Genomic DNA, 15,780 nt, shown 5'->3' with positions numbered 1-15,780 from the left:
GTGAAGTACCTTTTGTAATTATCCTCTGAAGGATAAATGAAAATTAAGTACTTACACAAAATTTAGAACAGTCCCAAAAATTTAAACACCCAAATTTCAATTTGGGTGTTTTTTTATCTAAAACATGCGGCTTTAGTCTTTTTTGTTTAGAATCATCTTTATATCTTTTTGCTGTTGATTCGAGATCGGTATGCCAAGTAAGCCTGAAAGTAAGTCGCATAATAACACCCAGCATTATGTACACTGGTTTCGACACTCAGCGCCCTACATTAATGCTCACCGCGATAAAACTTTTGTATTGATGTTTGGTGGTGAAGCAGTCCGACATCCTAATTTCGAACATATCATTCACGATATTGCTTTATTACATTCTCTTGGCATCCGCTTAATCTTAGTTCATGGCGCACGTCCACAAATTAATCAAAATCTTAAAGAAAAAGGAATCGAAACTCCTTTTTATGACAACAGCCGTATTACCACACGTGAATCTTTAAGCTGTGTCATGAGTGCTGTAGGTTCTATCCGTTTAGAAATCGAAGCATTGCTTTCTATGGGCTTAGCAAACTCGCCAATGTACGGCGCTCGTATAGATGTGGTATCAGGTAATTTTGTGACTGCTAAACCTTATGGCATTCGTGATGGAATGGATTTCCAGCTTACAGGTGAAGTTCGTTCTATCGATACAGATGCGATTGATCGACACCTCGATAATCATAATATTGTACTGCTAGGACCAACAGGTTACTCCACTACAGGTGAGGTATTTAACTTAAGAGCTGAGGAAGTCGCAACCAAAACAGCAACTTACTTAAAAGCAGATAAACTCATTTTTCTAGGTGAGCAACAAGGATTGCTGAATGAAGATGAGCAAATATTACGTGAATTAAGCCCACATCAACTGGACTACTATATTCAACAATACCAAACCCTTAGCCCAACACTTACTTTACATTTGCAACAAGCAAAAAAAGCGTCTTTATCAGGCGTACACCGTGTTCATCTCATATCTTATGCCTATGATGGTGCACTAATTGAAGAGCTGTTCACTCGTGATGGTGTTGGTACCATGATTACCGATGCGCATTATGAAGAAGTTCGCATGGCCAACATTCAAGATGTGGGCGGTTTAATGAATTTATTACGTCCATTAGAAGAAGAAGGTATCTTGGTTTATCGTTCACGTGAACGTTTAGAGCAAGAGATTAGCCAGTTCGCTGTTATTGAGCGCGATGGTACGATTCTAGCGTGTGCTGCACTTTATCCAATTCCAACAGAATTTAATGAAACACGTTCAGCAGAAATTGCCTGCGTCGCAGTACATCCAAGTTATCGTAAATCGAACCGTGGCAGCCAAATTTTGCAATTCCTTGAAGAAAAGGCAAAAGAACAAGGTATTCGTCAATTATTTGTTTTAACGACTCGGACAGCTCACTGGTTTTTGGAGCATGGTTTTCATCAAGTTACTGTTGATGACTTACCTAATGCTCGTCAGGCGCTTTATAACTATCAAAGGAATTCTTTAGTCTTTAAAAAACCACTTCCTTAGCCTTTGCTATTTTTAAGATATTCTTATTTCAGATAAGCTTAGTTCAAAAAGTACAACCGTAAACACGATTAATTTATGGTTGTACTTTTTTTAAAATCTAATTTTTTAAGGTTTTAATATTTTTTATTTTATTTACATCAACTTACTCGTAATTCATTAAATATATTTCTATTAGATAAATCATTTTTTCACATAAGTTTATAGCCTATTGTGTTTAGCTTTTTTTTGCATAAATAAAGACCGAATACTTATTTTTTCTGGAATAAAAATCCATTTAGGGTATCTGCTCATCCAATTATTTTTTCTTTTTCTCTTTCGGGGAGCACGAAATCTCATGGCACTTTTCAACACCACTTCATGGGCAAAATATTCAGTCATCGCGGCCAGCCTTGCAGGAGTGATGATGTTAAGTGGTTGTGCCAAAAAAGAGGAACAAGCCACCACAACTTTAAATATTGGCTACCAAAAATATGGGATTCTTCCTATTTTAAAGGCTCGTGGTGACTTAGAAAAAGCATTAAAAGAACAAGGCGTGCAAGTAAAATGGGTTGAGTTCCCTGCTGGCCCTCAATTGCTTGAAGGTTTAAACGTAGGAAGTGTTTCGCTGGGGGAAGCTGGTGAAGCACCACCGATCTTTGCTCAGGCTGCCAATCCAAATTTAGTCTATGTCGCAAACCAACCTGCTGCGCCAAAAGCTGAAGCACTATTGGTACAAAAAGACTCTCCAATCCAATCTATTAAAGATTTAAAAGGCAAACGTGTTGCTCTTAACAAAGGCTCGAATGTTCATTACCTATTGTTAAAAGTTTTAGAAGCCAACAACTTAAGCTTAAGTGATATTCAACCAGTTTATTTACCGCCATCAGACGCTCGTGCTGCCTTTGAAAAAGGTGCAGTCGATGCATGGGTCATTTGGGACCCGTTCTTTGCAGCAGCTGAACATCAAATTCAGGCCCGAGTTTTAGCAACAGGTGAAAACTTGGTGAGTAATCATCAGTTCTATTTAGCTGACCGTAAATTTGCAGAAAATAATCCGAAAGTACTCAACACTGTTGTCCAGACACTTAACCAGACCACTGAGTGGGTAAGTTCACATCAGGATGAAGCTGCCAAGTTACTCGAAAAACCTACCGCACTTGAGTTTGATGTACTCAAAACTTCCATTTCACGTATGGGTTTTGGAGTGCAGCCAATATCTGACAAAGTGGCACAAGAACAACAATATGTGGCTGATGCTTTTTATGCGCAAAAGCTCATTCCAAACAAACTCACCATTCAAGATGCCATTTTAAAACTGAAATAACCCCAGCTTGGGCACAGCTTAAATAACGATATAAATGCCGTGCCTTGCCTCAAGGGGAACAAGGATATCAATATGCAACATCAGTCATCATTTATTAAGAGTCAGTGGACACAATTGGTTAAGCGCATCAGTGCAATTACTGTATTAGGCTTAACAATCGCAGCACCAGCTTGGGCAATTGACCCAACTGTGAAAGAACTTCGTATTGGTTTTCAAAAAAGCTCGATTAACTTTGCAATTGCCAAACAGCAAAAGCTATTTGAGCAAGAATTCCCAAATGCAAAAATTACTTGGAATGAGTTCCCTGCTGGTCCACAAATTTTAGAAGCATTGGCTGTTGGCTCACTCGATGTCGGCGTTACTGGAGACACACCTCCTGTCTATGCACAAGCGGCTGGCAAGCCTTTATATTACATTGCTTATGAAGCAGCTAAGCCATTGGCATCGGCAATTTTAGTTCCAAAAAACTCGCAACTCAAACAACTTAAAGACCTTAAAGGCAAACGTATTGCGCTGCAAAAAGGTTCGAGTTCACATTACCTACTTGTACAAGCCGTACGTAAAGCAGGCCTAAACTGGAGCGATATTACCCCCATTTGGCTTACTCCTGCCGATGCTCGCGCAGCATTTCAAAAAGGTGCCGTTGATGCATGGGCAATTTGGGATCCTTACTTTGCTTCAGCACAACTAGAAGACCAAGCGCGTGTTCTTGCATCGGGTAAAGGTTTAAGCCCGAACTATACATTTTATTTAGCAGCTCCAAATTTTGTTAAACAACATCCTAAAGCTGTTTCAGGGCTCATCAAACAAATCAATCAAGCTGACAAATGGGTTCAAAGCCATCAAGCAGAAACGGCAGGTGCGATTGGCCAAAGCACAGGGCTTAAGCCTGCAACCAGTGATTTATTCATTAAACGACGTCCACGCCCATCATCGGCAGCTCCGCTGAACAGCAAAGTGATTGCTGAGCAGCAGCAACTCGCAGACATTTTTACTCAACAAGGCATCATTCCAAAACCAATCAGCATTAAACAAGCTGTTTGGGGTGCCAAGTAATTTTAATAGACATATAGGTAATGCACATGAAAATTTTCTGGTTTATTCCTACCCACGGTGATAGTCGCTATTTAGGTACAAGTAAAGGCGCTCGTCAGGTTGACCATGCCTATATGAAGCAAATTGCTGTGGCAGTAGATAATTTAGGTTACGAAGGTGTACTTATTCCAACAGGTCGTTCATGTGAAGATCCTTGGGTTACGGCGGCTAGCCTAATTGATGCAACTCAACACCTTAAATTTTTAGTTGCATTACGACCAGGGGTAACCACACCAGCATTGGCAGCTCGCATGGCTGCAACATTTGATCGCTTGTCGAATGGCCGTGTGTTACTCAACTTAGTGACTGGGGGTGATGAGGCCGAACTACGCGGTGATGGTTTATATGAAGATCACTCAACGCGTTACCAAACTGCCAATGAATATGTAAAAATTTGGCGTGAAATTTTGACGCGTTCACATACAGGTGAAGCTTTTACATTCCACGGTGAACGCTTACAAGTAGATGATGCAAAACTACTTTACCCACCTGTTCAAAAGCCTTATCCACCACTTTGGTTTGGCGGCTCTTCAGACGTCGCTGTCAATCTTGCAGCTGAGCAAGTCGATACTTACCTCACTTGGGGGGAACCACCAGAAGCTGTTAAACAAAAGATCGAACATGTTCGTGCTAAAGCTGAGACTAAAGGTCGTAAATTAACTTACGGCATTCGCTTGCATGTGATTGTTCGTGAAACCAACGAACAAGCTTGGGCAGCAGCGAACGAGCTTATCCAATATATTGATGATGCGACTATTGCTGCCGCACAGAAAAAATTTGCACAAATGGACTCTGTAGGCCAACAACGTATGGCGGCTCTCCACGGCGGCAACAGAGACAAGCTTGAAGTATCTCCAAACCTTTGGGCAGGTATTGGCTTAGTCCGTGGTGGTGCGGGTACAGCACTTGTAGGTGACCCTGAAACAGTTGCTGCTCGCATTCAGGAATATGCTGACTTAGGTATTGATACCTTCATTTTCTCAGGCTATCCACACCTTGAAGAATCAATCCGTTTTGCAGAATTGGTATTCCCGTTATTACCAATTGAAACTCGCGCTAAACTTGCTCAGCCAAATTTAACCGGTCCATTCGGGGAAATTATTGCCAACAATTATGTTCCAGACGAGAAGAAGCAAAATAGTTCCGTCAAGGAGCCTGCATGAGCAAAGCTGAAAGTGTTGTTTCACGTGGAACAAAACAAATCGGGCAGCGTTTGCTGCCTTGGATTTTCCCTATTCTTCTATTGGTTGTTTGGCAAATTGCCTCAAGTTCGGGTCTTTTAGAAAGCCGTATTTTACCCGCACCTACTGCTGTAGTTTCCGCTTTTTGGCATCTACTGGTGAGTGGCGAACTCTGGCAGCACGTTAAAGTCAGTGCTGGTCGTGCACTGCTTGGCCTTCTGATAGGCGGCGGTTTAGGTTTGTTATTAGGCCTACTCAACGGGTCTTCGCGTTTCGCCTCTACACTGCTCGATACGACCTTACAAATGATTCGTAACATCCCAGCCTTAGCACTTATCCCACTCGTCATCTTGTGGTTCGGTATTGATGAAACAGCGAAATTATTTTTAGTCGCAGTAGGTGTTTTCTTCCCGATTTATATTAATACCTATCACGGTATTCGGTCAGTTGATCCTCAATTGATTGAGATGGGTAAAAGCTACGGACTTTCACGTTGGCAGCTCTATAAAGAAATTATTCTACCGGGTGCGATGCCTTCTATTTTAGTGGGTTTACGCTTTGCTTTAGGTTTGGTTTGGGTGTTGCTCATTGTTGCTGAAACCATTTCAGCTCAAGCAGGTATTGGTTATATGACCATGAATGCACGTGAGTTTTTACAAACGGATGTAGTTCTGGTCGGTATTCTTCTGTACGCCTTACTAGGCAAACTGGCAGATGTTTTAGCACAGCTTTTAGAACGCTATTTATTACGCTGGCACTCTGGATATCAGAAATAAGGGAGCTTAGAACATGACAAATCTGAATTTAAATATTAATCAGAATGAAGTGCAGCTCATTCCGGAAGAACCAACAGAATCTCAAGAACCAGTATTAGGTGCAGAGATTCTGATTGAGCAACTTTATAAATTTTATGGTGAGGTAAAGGTCCTCGAAGATCTTGATCTACATATTCAGCCGGGCGAGTTTTTAGCAATTGTTGGCCGAAGTGGTTGTGGCAAAAGTACGTTACTCCGTTTAATTGCCCAACTTGAAAAAGCCAGTTTTGGGAAAATTAAATTTAAATCTGCCCGACATTTGCGTGAAGGCATTACGAACGATGATATTCGTGTCATGTTTCAAGATCCTCGTTTACTTCCTTGGAGAAATATTCTTCAAAATGTTCAACTTGGTCTACCAAAATCACAACATGCTTTAGCAGAAGAATTACTAGAAAAAGTAGGTTTAAAAGAAAAATCTGGGCAATGGCCTTCCCAGCTCTCTGGTGGACAACGTCAGCGTACAGCTTTAGCACGCGCACTATCGCATACGCCGCGCATATTATTGCTAGACGAACCTTTGGGTGCATTAGATGCTCTAACTCGGCTTGAGATGCAAAGCTTGATTGAGCGCTTGTGGAAGGAGCAAGGCTTTACTGCAATTTTGGTCACCCACGATGTGAGTGAAGCAGTGCAATTGGCTGACCGTATTATCTTATTAGATAAGGGCAAGATTGCTCAAAGTTTCCAAGTTAATTTGCCGCGCCCACGTAAAAAAAGTATTACTTTTGCTCAACTTGAGCAGCAAGTACTCGATGCGGTTTTGGCAACTTAAGGTTGCGATGAGTAATGACAACTGTTCAACCGAAAAATGCCCAATTTACGAGCAATAAAACTGCTGTTTTATTGCTCTTTTTTAGGGCGAAAATAAAAAAATATTTTTAAGAATAACAATAAACTAGTGAATCCCTCTATTTTTTGCACAATAGTATATCTATTACACAAATAACTAGCTGTTTTTTGATTAAAAAAGCAAGACACCTGTGCACAAATCAAACAATTTCCCTTACAATGGGAATATTATTTTTTTAATTATGCAGCAGATGGAACAAAAAAAGAGTACCCAAAAGCGCAATCAGCTTCTTGCTGCGGCCCTTGACGTATTTTCAGTCTATGGGTTCAGTGGAGCAAGTCTGGATGAAATTGCCCAACTCGCCGACATGCATAAGTCGAATATTTTCTATTACTATGAAAATAAAGAGTCTTTATATGTAGAAGTGCTCACAACCGTTTTACAAAAATGGTTGGCCCCATTACAAACTTTAGAAGCTGAATTAGAACCAGCCGAAGCCTTATCTCACTATTTAATTCAAAAAATCGAACTGTCTCGTAGCCAACCTAAAGCATCTAGATTGTTTGCATTAGAAATTATTCAAGGCGCTCCACATATTTTACCTATACTGAAAGGGCCTTTGAAAAAGCTATTTAAGCGCAAAGCCAAGGTCATTCAGACTTGGCAAGAAGAAGGAAAGATTTCCCCAGATATCGACCCAGAATTATTAATCTTAAATATTTGGGGCCTTACGCAAAACTATGCAGATTTTGCAACTCAAATGGAAATGGTGACCGGTAAAACGCTTCGTAACCGCAGTATGTTCCAGCGTTCGATTGAGCATACAGTCCACCTGATGCTCTACGGCGTATTGCCTCGTTAAAACAAAAAAAAGATCGGCAAATTTGCCGATCTTTTTTAGAAATGGTTTTGATAAAGGGCTAAAAGTTTCTGGGCGCCTAACAATAAATTTTCTTCCCAATCCAGATGCGCGGTGTCATCTGCCCCATCAGTAATATATTTCACCGAAATTAATCGTACGCCTAACTTATGGCATACTTTGGCTAAAGCATAGCCTTCCATATCCACGACATCACACGCGACTTTTGGATGACCTGTTTCAAATGAGTCTCCAGTTCCACAAATTGCTTTTGGCAAATCAGCAAAATGTGGTTGAAGATGAATTTCAGCTGGCAAGTGATCATCTAACGGCGTTACCCCCACTTCGAAACCTAAGGGAGAAACATCCATATCACGTTGTACAAAAGTTTTTACTTCGACCAAATCATGTCGATTAAATGCAGAGCTTCCAGCTGTACCGAGGTTAATTAAAGTTTTGCATCCTGTTTTTTGAATAACTTCAAATGCTTTAAAGGCAGCATTAATCTTACCAATACCACTGTAATGGACCTCTACACCTGCTTGTTCAAATAAACCCTTAGATTCATTAGGAAGTGCCATAATTAAAGCAATATCAGTGTTCATTCAAAAAGCTCAAATCAAAATTAAATAAGTTAGAAAATAAGTATAAATTAGGTGCAAAAGCTTTTTGCACCTTTTCATCATTACTGCACTTTTTGTTGTAAAGCGATTAAACACGGTGAAAAGAACAGTTGACCGCTATATGCGCCTGCAAGCGTTTTCTTCATTACCACGCCCCACATTGCCAATAATAAAAGACTCAATGCCACAGCAACGTATTGTAAAAATACAACTTCAACCTGATGTCCTAAGTTAAATAGTGCGAGAATAAATACGCCTAATGGAAAAGTTAAGCCCCACCAACCCAAGTTAAATGGAATACCTGTCTTTGCGTGCCGAAGCGTTGTTAAAATCGCAAGACCAAGCCACCATAACCCAAAGCCTAAAAGCACCAGACTACCTACAACTCCTAAGGCTTGAAAGATATTCGCAAATTGGTCAAATCCTACGTTTGGCGCTACTCTTTGTGCCTGCTGCCCTAATAACAATAAACTTAATGCACCTGTACCAATCGGGCCTAAAGAGAGCCAGCTAGAAATAGCGACTTCTTTTTCAGGTAACTGATGCAAAGCCATACGCAACATTAAAATTGTCAAAATAGCGAATGCTGGTAAAACAGAGATTCCCCAGAGTACATAACCAGCCAGTAATAGATGAAAGCTATTCAAATCTGCTGGTAAATGAGCGACTAACATCCCCGCAGAACTTGCTGCTACTTCACAAGCAACTACAGGTAAAAGCCAGATTGCGGTCATCGTATGTAACTGATGGTTCTGACGGCTAAACATGCAAAACGGCACAATCCACGCAATTGCTAGAGCTAAAAAGACATCGATGTACCATAAAGCTTGGGCGATATGGATTGCGACTTCACCGTAAAGCCCAAAACCGAAGCTTAGAAACCCGTTTAATATCGTTGCGAGCCCCATCGGGATAGCCCCTAAGAACAAGCTCATATTTGGATGATTAAAAATTTGCTTCGCCTCATGAGGGAAAAGAAACCACCGCAATAAATAAAGAACTGAAAAAACGCTGAATAAGACAATATTAAATTGCCATAACCAAGTTGCTAACGTGAATAAAAAAGATTGAGCAAATGGCAGCTGGATTAAAATCATACTCACCACGCCAGTACCCATAGTCGCTGTAAACCAATTTGGGGTAAAATGTCGTATAACATCTTTGCTTTGATTTAATTGATAAAAAGGTTTTTTCATCTTAGTTCTCTAATCAAAGAGTGGATAAAGGCATAGTAGAGCAAACTAATAATAAGAAAAATTGATTTATTTTTATTTAATTCATCAATATTTTAAATATAAAGATATTCATATTGAAAAATAACTGAGTAAAAACACAACAACAAGACGAATCTGTGAGATTATGGCAATATATAGCCCTTGCAAAAATAGCCATATTTTAAGTTCATGAAACTGCTTCGTCTTAATGCGTTATCGCCCAATTTTCAGTTACCTCAAACAGCGGTGACTATTGGTAATTTTGATGGTGTCCATTTAGGCCACCAAGCGATGATTGCTCAACTCAAAAACATTGCTGCAGCACAAGGCTTAAAAACTTTGGTCATGATTTTTGAGCCACAACCTCTTGAGTTCTTTAAAGGTTACGATGCACCTCCTCGTATTAATTCATTACGGGAAAAAGTTGAATACCTAGCTGAACTTGGGGTGGATTACATCGCGGTTGCCAAGTTTGACCAGCATTTCCGTAGCATGAGTGCTTCTGAGTTTGCAGATCTATTAAAAGACAAATTAAATGCTCAAGCTTTGGTTTTAGGAGATGACTTTCATTTCGGCAAAGACCGTCAAGGCAATAGCGAATTTTTAAAGAATTACGGCTTTCAAGTCACAAATTTACATACGATTGAACTCGAAGGTGAACGCGTCAGTTCAACTCGTATTCGCCAAGTGCTTCAAGTGGGTAATCTCGCTTTAGCAGCTAAATTATTAGGCCGTCCGTACAGTATTACTGGTCGTGTTCAATATGGTGACCAAATTGGACGAACTTTAGATTTCCCAACGATTAATGTTCGTCTCAACCGTCATAAGCCTTGTTTAAATGGTATTTATGGCGTTGAAGTCATTTGCGAAACAACTTCGCTAACTCAAAAAGTGCGCCAAGAAACACCAGAGAAACCGGGAATTGCCGGATATCATGAAAATAGCCTCTATGGCGCAGGTCATGTCGGTACACGTCCCGCCATTCAGCAAGAACATCCAGAATGGAGATTAGAAGTACATTTCCCTGATGTTTCTGCTAATCTGTATGGCTTATTTATGCGGGTGACTTTTCTTCACTATCTTCATGGTGAATTGAACTACCCTTCGCTTGAAGCACTTAAGGCTGGAATTGATAATGACGTGCAACAGTTACGACAATACCGTAACGACACGGCACAATTTCCTTTTTAATTCGAATTTTGATTGTAAAACATGTCAGCTCCCAAGCTGATTAAACTGGAAGAAAACTTGCATGAGCGATAAGCAAACTCCTGAGAATGCAGTGGACTACAAAGCCACGCTAAACCTGCCGGATACTCAATTTGCAATGAAAGCAAATTTGGCAGTACGTGAAGTGAAATGGTTAGAAGAGTGGTATACCGACAACATTTATCAGCAGATTCGTGCATCGCGTATTGGCAAGAAAAAATATATTTTGCATGATGGCCCTCCATATGCGAACGGTACAATTCACTTGGGTCACGCGGTCAATAAAGTACTCAAAGACGTTATTGTAAAAAGCCGTACGCTTTCAGGTTTCGATGCGCCATATGTACCAGGTTGGGACTGTCACGGTTTGCCAATCGAACTAAAAGTCGAAGAGAAAGTGGGTAAAGTGGGCGAAAAAGTTGACGCAGCAACTTTCCGTAAACTTTGCCGTGAATACGCGCTAAAACAAATTGATTTACAGCGTACTGACTTTAAACGTCTTGGTATTTTAGGTGATTGGGATAATCCTTATCTCACCATGAATTACAAACAAGAAGCCGATATCGTTCGTGCTCTAGGTCTCATCCAGAAAAATGGCCATATCCAGCCAGGCTTAAAGCCAGTGAACTGGTGTATGGACTGTGGTTCAGCTCTTGCTGAAGCAGAGGTTGAATACGAAGATAAAAAATCTGACGCAATTGACGTTGGATTTGGTGTTGTCGATCTAAAAGATTTAAGTGCTCGCTTAAACGTAGAAGTTCAAGATCCAACAGATATCGTGATCTGGACCACTACACCTTGGACATTACCAGCTAACCAAGCCGTTGCGTTGCATGCCGAAATTGAATATCAATTGGTACAAGTTTCTACTGAGCGTGGTAAGCAAAACTTCATTCTTGCTAAAGACCTTGTTGCTTCAGCAATTGAACGCTACAAACTTGAAAATCCAGTAGTTTTAGCAGACTTTACTGGTAGCAAACTTGAAAAACTTACCTTACAACACCCTCTACTTACTGATCGTCAAGTTCCGGTTATTTTAGGTGAACACGTTATCGCAACAAGCGGTACAGGTGCCGTACATACAGCACCTGGCCATGGTGCAGACGACTATAAAGTAGGTCTTCAATACAACCTTAAAGTAGATAACCCAGTGGGTGGTAACGGTGTTTATCTTCCAACTGCTCCAATCTATGCTGGTGAGCACATCTATAAAGCCAATCCAAAGATTATCGAAGCTTTGGGCGCTGTAGGCCGTTTATGGGCTCATCAACCAATTAAACACAGCTACCCACACTGCTGGCGCCATAAGACTCCTATTATTTTCCGTGCTACACCACAATGGTTCATTAGCATGGATCAAAAAGGGTTACGTGAAGGTGCGCTTAATGCCATTGAAAATGATATCGAGTTTGTACCGAACTGGGGTAAAAACCGTATTGAATCAATGATCGAAGGTCGTCCTGACTGGTGTATTTCACGTCAACGTACTTGGGGTGTTCCAATTCCATTCTTCGTTCATAAAGACACGAACGAATTACACCCACGTACACCTGAACTCATCGAAGAAGTTGCTCAACTGATCGAAGAAGAAGGTATCGAAGCATGGTTCAAACGTGAAGCAAAAGACTTCATCGGTGAAGATGCTGAACAATATAACGCTGTTCGCGATACACTCGATGTATGGTTCGACTCTGGTACAACGCATTACGCTGTACTTGAGCAACGTGATGAATTAGAAAGCCCTGCCGATTTATATTTAGAAGGTTCAGACCAACACCGTGGTTGGTTCCAATCTTCTTTATTAACGTCTATGGCAATTCACAATCGTGCACCATATAAGGCCTTGTTAACACATGGTTTTACAGTGGATGAAAATGGCCGTAAATTGTCGAAATCTTTAGGCAACTATATTCCGCTTGAAGAAATCATCAAACAGCTTGGTGCAGATGGTTTACGACTATATGTAGCGTCTAGCGACTACCGTTATGAAATCGCGGCATCGAAAGAAATCTTTAGCCGTGTAAGTGATAGCTATCGCCGTATTCGTAATACCCTACGCTTCTTGCTTGCGAACCTAAATGGTTTCAAACCAAGTACTGATGCTCTGGACGTAGATGACCTTATTGCTCTAGATCAATACATCTTACAACGTGCGAATGAAGTACAACAAACCATTATCACTGCCTATGAAGAAATGAACTTCCATGTGGTGTGTAGTGCATTAACAAGCTTCTGTATTAATGACTTAGGTGGTTTCTACCTAGATATTATCAAAGACCGTCAATACACCACTAAAGCGGATTCTCAGGCACGTCGTTCTGCTCAAACAGCGCTTTACCATATTGTCCAAGCATTTATTCGGTGGATGAGCCCAATCCTAAGCTTTACCGCTCAAGAAGCTTGGCCACTGATTCCAGAACAAACTGAAAAGTATGTATTTACATCAGAATGGTATGACTTGCCTGTTTCATCAAAAGCAAACTTGCTTTCTGAAGAAGATTGGCAAACATTGATTAGCGTAAAATCTGCAGTAAATAAACAGATTGAAGCAGCGCGTAACGCTAAACTTGTCGGCAGTAATCTTTCAGCCAAAGTTGAACTTTGGGCAAGTGAATCATTACAAACAGTTTTAAACCAACTGGCTGATGAACTCCGTTTTGTTCTTATTACTTCGCAAGTAGTAGTACATCCATTTGCTGAGCAAGGTGAAGCAACTGAAATGGAAGGCTTACGTGTACAAATATCTGCAGCTGAAGGTGAAAAATGTGCACGTTGCTGGCACGTCCTTCCAGATGTAAATACACATGCCGATCATCCTGGTTTATGTGGTCGTTGTATTGTGAACGTCACTGGTCGTGGCGAAGTGAGAAAATATGCCTAATTCACAAGCTAAAAAAGGCTTATTCCAGTTTTATCCACATAATCTGATTTGGCTTGGACTTTCTGTCCTTGCCATTGTATTGGATCAATGGACAAAATGGATTGCAAGTACACATCTCAACTATGCAGATCCTGTACCAGTACTTCCATTTTTAAACTGGACACTATTACATAACTATGGTGCAGCTTTTAGCTTTTTATCTGATGCAGGAGGATGGCAGCGCTATTTCTTCACATCTTTAGCGGGCTTAGTTTCAGTACTTTTTGTATTTTGGTTAATGCGTATGCCTAAAAAAATGGTGGTACTACCTGTAGCCATCGCTTTAATTTTAGGTGGAGCTTTAGGCAATTTAATTGACCGTATTACCCTAGGTTATGTGGTCGATTTTATTCATGTTTATTACCAAAATCATCACTTTCCAGCTTTTAATATTGCGGACAGTGCCATCACCCTAGGTACGATTTTGCTACTCATTGATACATTCTTCCTTGAGAAGCAACGTAACCAAAATTCGGATGCATAATATGACCGAAATTATTCAACCTAACGAAGAAATTCGTATCCAAGAAGGCTCTAAAGTCGATCTACACTTTTCTGTGGCTATCGAAAATGGTGTAGAAATTGACAATACACGTAGCCGTGAAGAGCCAGTTAGTCTGACGATTGGTGACGGAAACCTTTTACCAGGTTTCGAAAAAGCATTATTCGGTTTACGTGCAGGTGACCGCCGTACAGTACACCTTCCACCAGAAGATGCTTTTGGTCCGTGGAATCCAGAAAATGTTCAAACTTTCGATACAGTTAAGTTTGAACAACGCCCTATTCCTGGTCACATGATCGAATTTGAAGATAAGGCAAAAACCACCTTATTCGGTGTAGTAAAATCAGTTAATGATGACATTACAGAAATTGATTTTAATCATCCGTTAGCTGGGAAAAACATTACCTTTGAAGTAGAAATATTCAAGGTTACTCCTGAAGGCCAACAAGGCATTAAGCTAATGTAAATAAAAAGCCCTCTAAATGAGGGCTTTTTTATGATTCAATTTTTATTAGAGACATAAGAATCCTTACAAATTCTATATTCTCTCCTACCTATATAATGAATTAAGTTATAAAGATAAAAATTCTTAGGAAAAATACATGCTGGTCTATATTATCGTAGGAAGTGTTCGTGAAGGACGTACAGCAATTAAAGTTGCCAATTGGCTAGAATCCACAATTCCATCATTTAACTTAAAAGATTTCCAAACAGAAGTAGTTGATTTAAAAGAATGGAATTTACCTTTATTTTCAGGCTCTCACCCACCTGCTACCGGGATTTATGATCAACCTAAACAACAAGAATGGGCAGACAAAATTACTCAAGCAGACGCATTTATTTTTATCAGTCCAGAATACAATCATGGCTACAGTCCAGCCTTAAAAAATGCTTTGGACTATTTAGGCAAAGAGTGGAGTGGTAAACCTGCTGCATTTATTGGCTATGGCTCAACAAATGGCTCTCGCTCTATTAGCCAAATACGTCAAGTCACCTCAAGTTTAAGTATCATTGATCCAAATGCTGTAATAGAGATAAGAGATATATTTAAACGTAATAAAGATGAAAAATTCGAAGCTAATGAGTTTGAAGTAAAAGGTCTTCAATCCATTGTTGAGAAACTACAGAAATATCATTTGTCTTAATTGAACAAAAGGCCCCTTTTCCAAACAAAAGAGGCCTTTTAATTTTATAAACTCTTTAAATATTCCACTACATCAGTATTACCTGCCATTTCTGCAAGTTGTAGTGCTGTATATTCGCTTTTATAAGCAACATTCGCCCCTTTTTCAACTAAGAGTTGAACTATCTCTAAATGGTCATTTTCAGCAGCTGCTTGTAGAGCACTATATCCCTCATCATCTGTCTGATTAGGATCTTCTCCCTCTATTAGTAATTCTTTTACTTGATCGATATCACCTAGAGATGCCCAATAAATCAATGCAGGCAAAGATAGCTCTTCATCATCTTCAGGTATTGGAGAGAAAGAATTGATTTTCATGGATGCACCCAAAAATAATAGAGTTCATCATTATATTCATAGAATACAGCCAGGATACAAATCTAATTTTGGATCTATCTTTTATAAAAATTAAATTCCACGCAAAAAGCAACACCCCCATTCATAGGAATGGGGGTGTTTGGAATAATGAGCTGGCGATGACTTACTCTCACATGGGTAACCCCACACTACCATCAGCGCTAAGAGGTTTCACTTCTG

The 15,780-nt window shown here is 40.1% G+C and carries 15 protein-coding genes; 12 read left to right on the top strand and 3 right to left on the bottom strand.

Translation table 11 applies throughout. The features are described from left to right. Positions 1 to 190 precede the first annotated feature (190 nt). The 7 genes from argA (at position 191) to HJG58_RS18210 (ending at position 7,595) form a co-directional block, all read left to right on the top strand. Positions 191 to 1,546: an amino-acid N-acetyltransferase gene (argA, locus tag HJG58_RS18240; protein WP_057085049.1), complete on the top strand. Its 1,356-nt coding sequence runs from the start codon at positions 191 to 193 to the stop codon at positions 1,544 to 1,546. Positions 1,547 to 1,880: 334 nt separating this feature from the next. Next, entirely contained in the window at positions 1,881 to 2,849 is a 969-nt protein-coding gene (locus tag HJG58_RS18235) for a sulfonate ABC transporter substrate-binding protein (protein WP_032063257.1), read from the top strand. A 72-nt stretch (positions 2,850 to 2,921) separates the two neighbouring features. Beyond that, complete coding sequence (locus HJG58_RS18230; protein ID WP_170249766.1) at positions 2,922 to 3,905, top strand: sulfonate ABC transporter substrate-binding protein; 984 nt, start codon at positions 2,922 to 2,924, stop codon at positions 3,903 to 3,905. A 26-nt stretch (positions 3,906 to 3,931) separates the two neighbouring features. Beyond that, on the top strand, positions 3,932 to 5,107 hold the full coding sequence (gene ssuD, locus HJG58_RS18225) for an FMNH2-dependent alkanesulfonate monooxygenase (protein WP_170249765.1): 1,176 nt from the start codon (positions 3,932 to 3,934) through the stop codon (positions 5,105 to 5,107). After that, positions 5,104 to 5,901: an aliphatic sulfonate ABC transporter permease SsuC gene (gene ssuC / locus HJG58_RS18220; protein ID WP_002120785.1), complete on the top strand. Its 798-nt coding sequence runs from the start codon at positions 5,104 to 5,106 to the stop codon at positions 5,899 to 5,901. The genes ssuD and ssuC overlap by 4 nt, the downstream gene beginning before the upstream one ends. Positions 5,902 to 5,914: 13 nt before the next feature. Then, the gene (locus tag HJG58_RS18215; protein ID WP_170249764.1) at positions 5,915 to 6,715 is read left to right on the top strand and encodes an ABC transporter ATP-binding protein; all 801 of its coding nucleotides are present in this window, start codon (positions 5,915 to 5,917) and stop codon (positions 6,713 to 6,715) included. A 259-nt stretch (positions 6,716 to 6,974) separates the two neighbouring features. Beyond that, entirely contained in the window at positions 6,975 to 7,595 is a 621-nt protein-coding gene (locus tag HJG58_RS18210; RefSeq protein WP_009387703.1) for a TetR/AcrR family transcriptional regulator, read from the top strand. A 35-nt stretch (positions 7,596 to 7,630) separates the two neighbouring features. On the opposite strand, the gene HJG58_RS18205 is transcribed toward HJG58_RS18210, so the two are convergent. Together HJG58_RS18205 and HJG58_RS18200 are read right to left on the bottom strand one after the other, a co-directional pair. Beyond that, positions 7,631 to 8,197 carry a 5'-methylthioadenosine/S-adenosylhomocysteine nucleosidase family protein gene (locus tag HJG58_RS18205; protein WP_057085838.1) on the bottom strand — a complete coding sequence of 189 codons (567 nt, stop codon included), beginning with the start codon at positions 8,195 to 8,197 and terminating at the stop codon, positions 7,631 to 7,633. Positions 8,198 to 8,277: 80 nt separating this feature from the next. Then, positions 8,278 to 9,411: a TDT family transporter gene (locus HJG58_RS18200; protein ID WP_170249763.1), complete on the bottom strand. Its 1,134-nt coding sequence runs from the start codon at positions 9,409 to 9,411 to the stop codon at positions 8,278 to 8,280. A 207-nt stretch (positions 9,412 to 9,618) separates the two neighbouring features. Between HJG58_RS18200 and ribF the strand changes: the two genes are divergently transcribed. The 5 genes from ribF (at position 9,619) to HJG58_RS18175 (ending at position 15,205) form a co-directional block, all read left to right on the top strand. Continuing rightward, positions 9,619 to 10,620, top strand: a complete 1,002-nt coding sequence (gene ribF, locus HJG58_RS18195) for a bifunctional riboflavin kinase/FAD synthetase (protein WP_170249762.1) — start codon at positions 9,619 to 9,621, stop codon at positions 10,618 to 10,620. Between the two features lie 61 nt (positions 10,621 to 10,681). After that, entirely contained in the window at positions 10,682 to 13,519 is a 2,838-nt protein-coding gene (gene ileS, locus HJG58_RS18190; protein WP_170249761.1) for an isoleucine--tRNA ligase, read from the top strand. Next, positions 13,512 to 14,042, top strand: coding sequence for a signal peptidase II (lspA, locus tag HJG58_RS18185; protein ID WP_005804840.1), 531 nt, complete (start codon positions 13,512 to 13,514; stop codon positions 14,040 to 14,042). The genes ileS and lspA overlap by 8 nt, the downstream gene beginning before the upstream one ends. A gap of 1 nt (position 14,043) precedes the next feature. Continuing rightward, positions 14,044 to 14,526 carry an FKBP-type peptidyl-prolyl cis-trans isomerase gene (locus HJG58_RS18180; protein ID WP_057067883.1) on the top strand — a complete coding sequence of 161 codons (483 nt, stop codon included), beginning with the start codon at positions 14,044 to 14,046 and terminating at the stop codon, positions 14,524 to 14,526. Between the two features lie 136 nt (positions 14,527 to 14,662). Continuing rightward, positions 14,663 to 15,205 (top strand): NADPH-dependent FMN reductase, encoded by a 543-nt coding sequence (locus HJG58_RS18175; protein WP_069036369.1) that lies wholly within the window; start codon positions 14,663 to 14,665, stop codon positions 15,203 to 15,205. Between the two features lie 44 nt (positions 15,206 to 15,249). On the opposite strand, the gene HJG58_RS18170 is transcribed toward HJG58_RS18175, so the two are convergent. Beyond that, a complete protein-coding gene (locus tag HJG58_RS18170; protein WP_069036370.1) occupies positions 15,250 to 15,561 on the bottom strand; it encodes an ankyrin repeat domain-containing protein in 312 nt (103 codons plus the stop codon). Positions 15,562 to 15,780: the final 219 nt, after the last annotated feature.

The sequence above is a fragment of the Acinetobacter geminorum genome, from assembly GCF_013009345.1.
GTDB lineage: Bacteria > Pseudomonadota > Gammaproteobacteria > Pseudomonadales > Moraxellaceae > Acinetobacter > Acinetobacter geminorum.
Note: the sequence above shows the minus strand (reverse complement) of the source record. Positions and strands in the feature narration are given on the sequence as shown.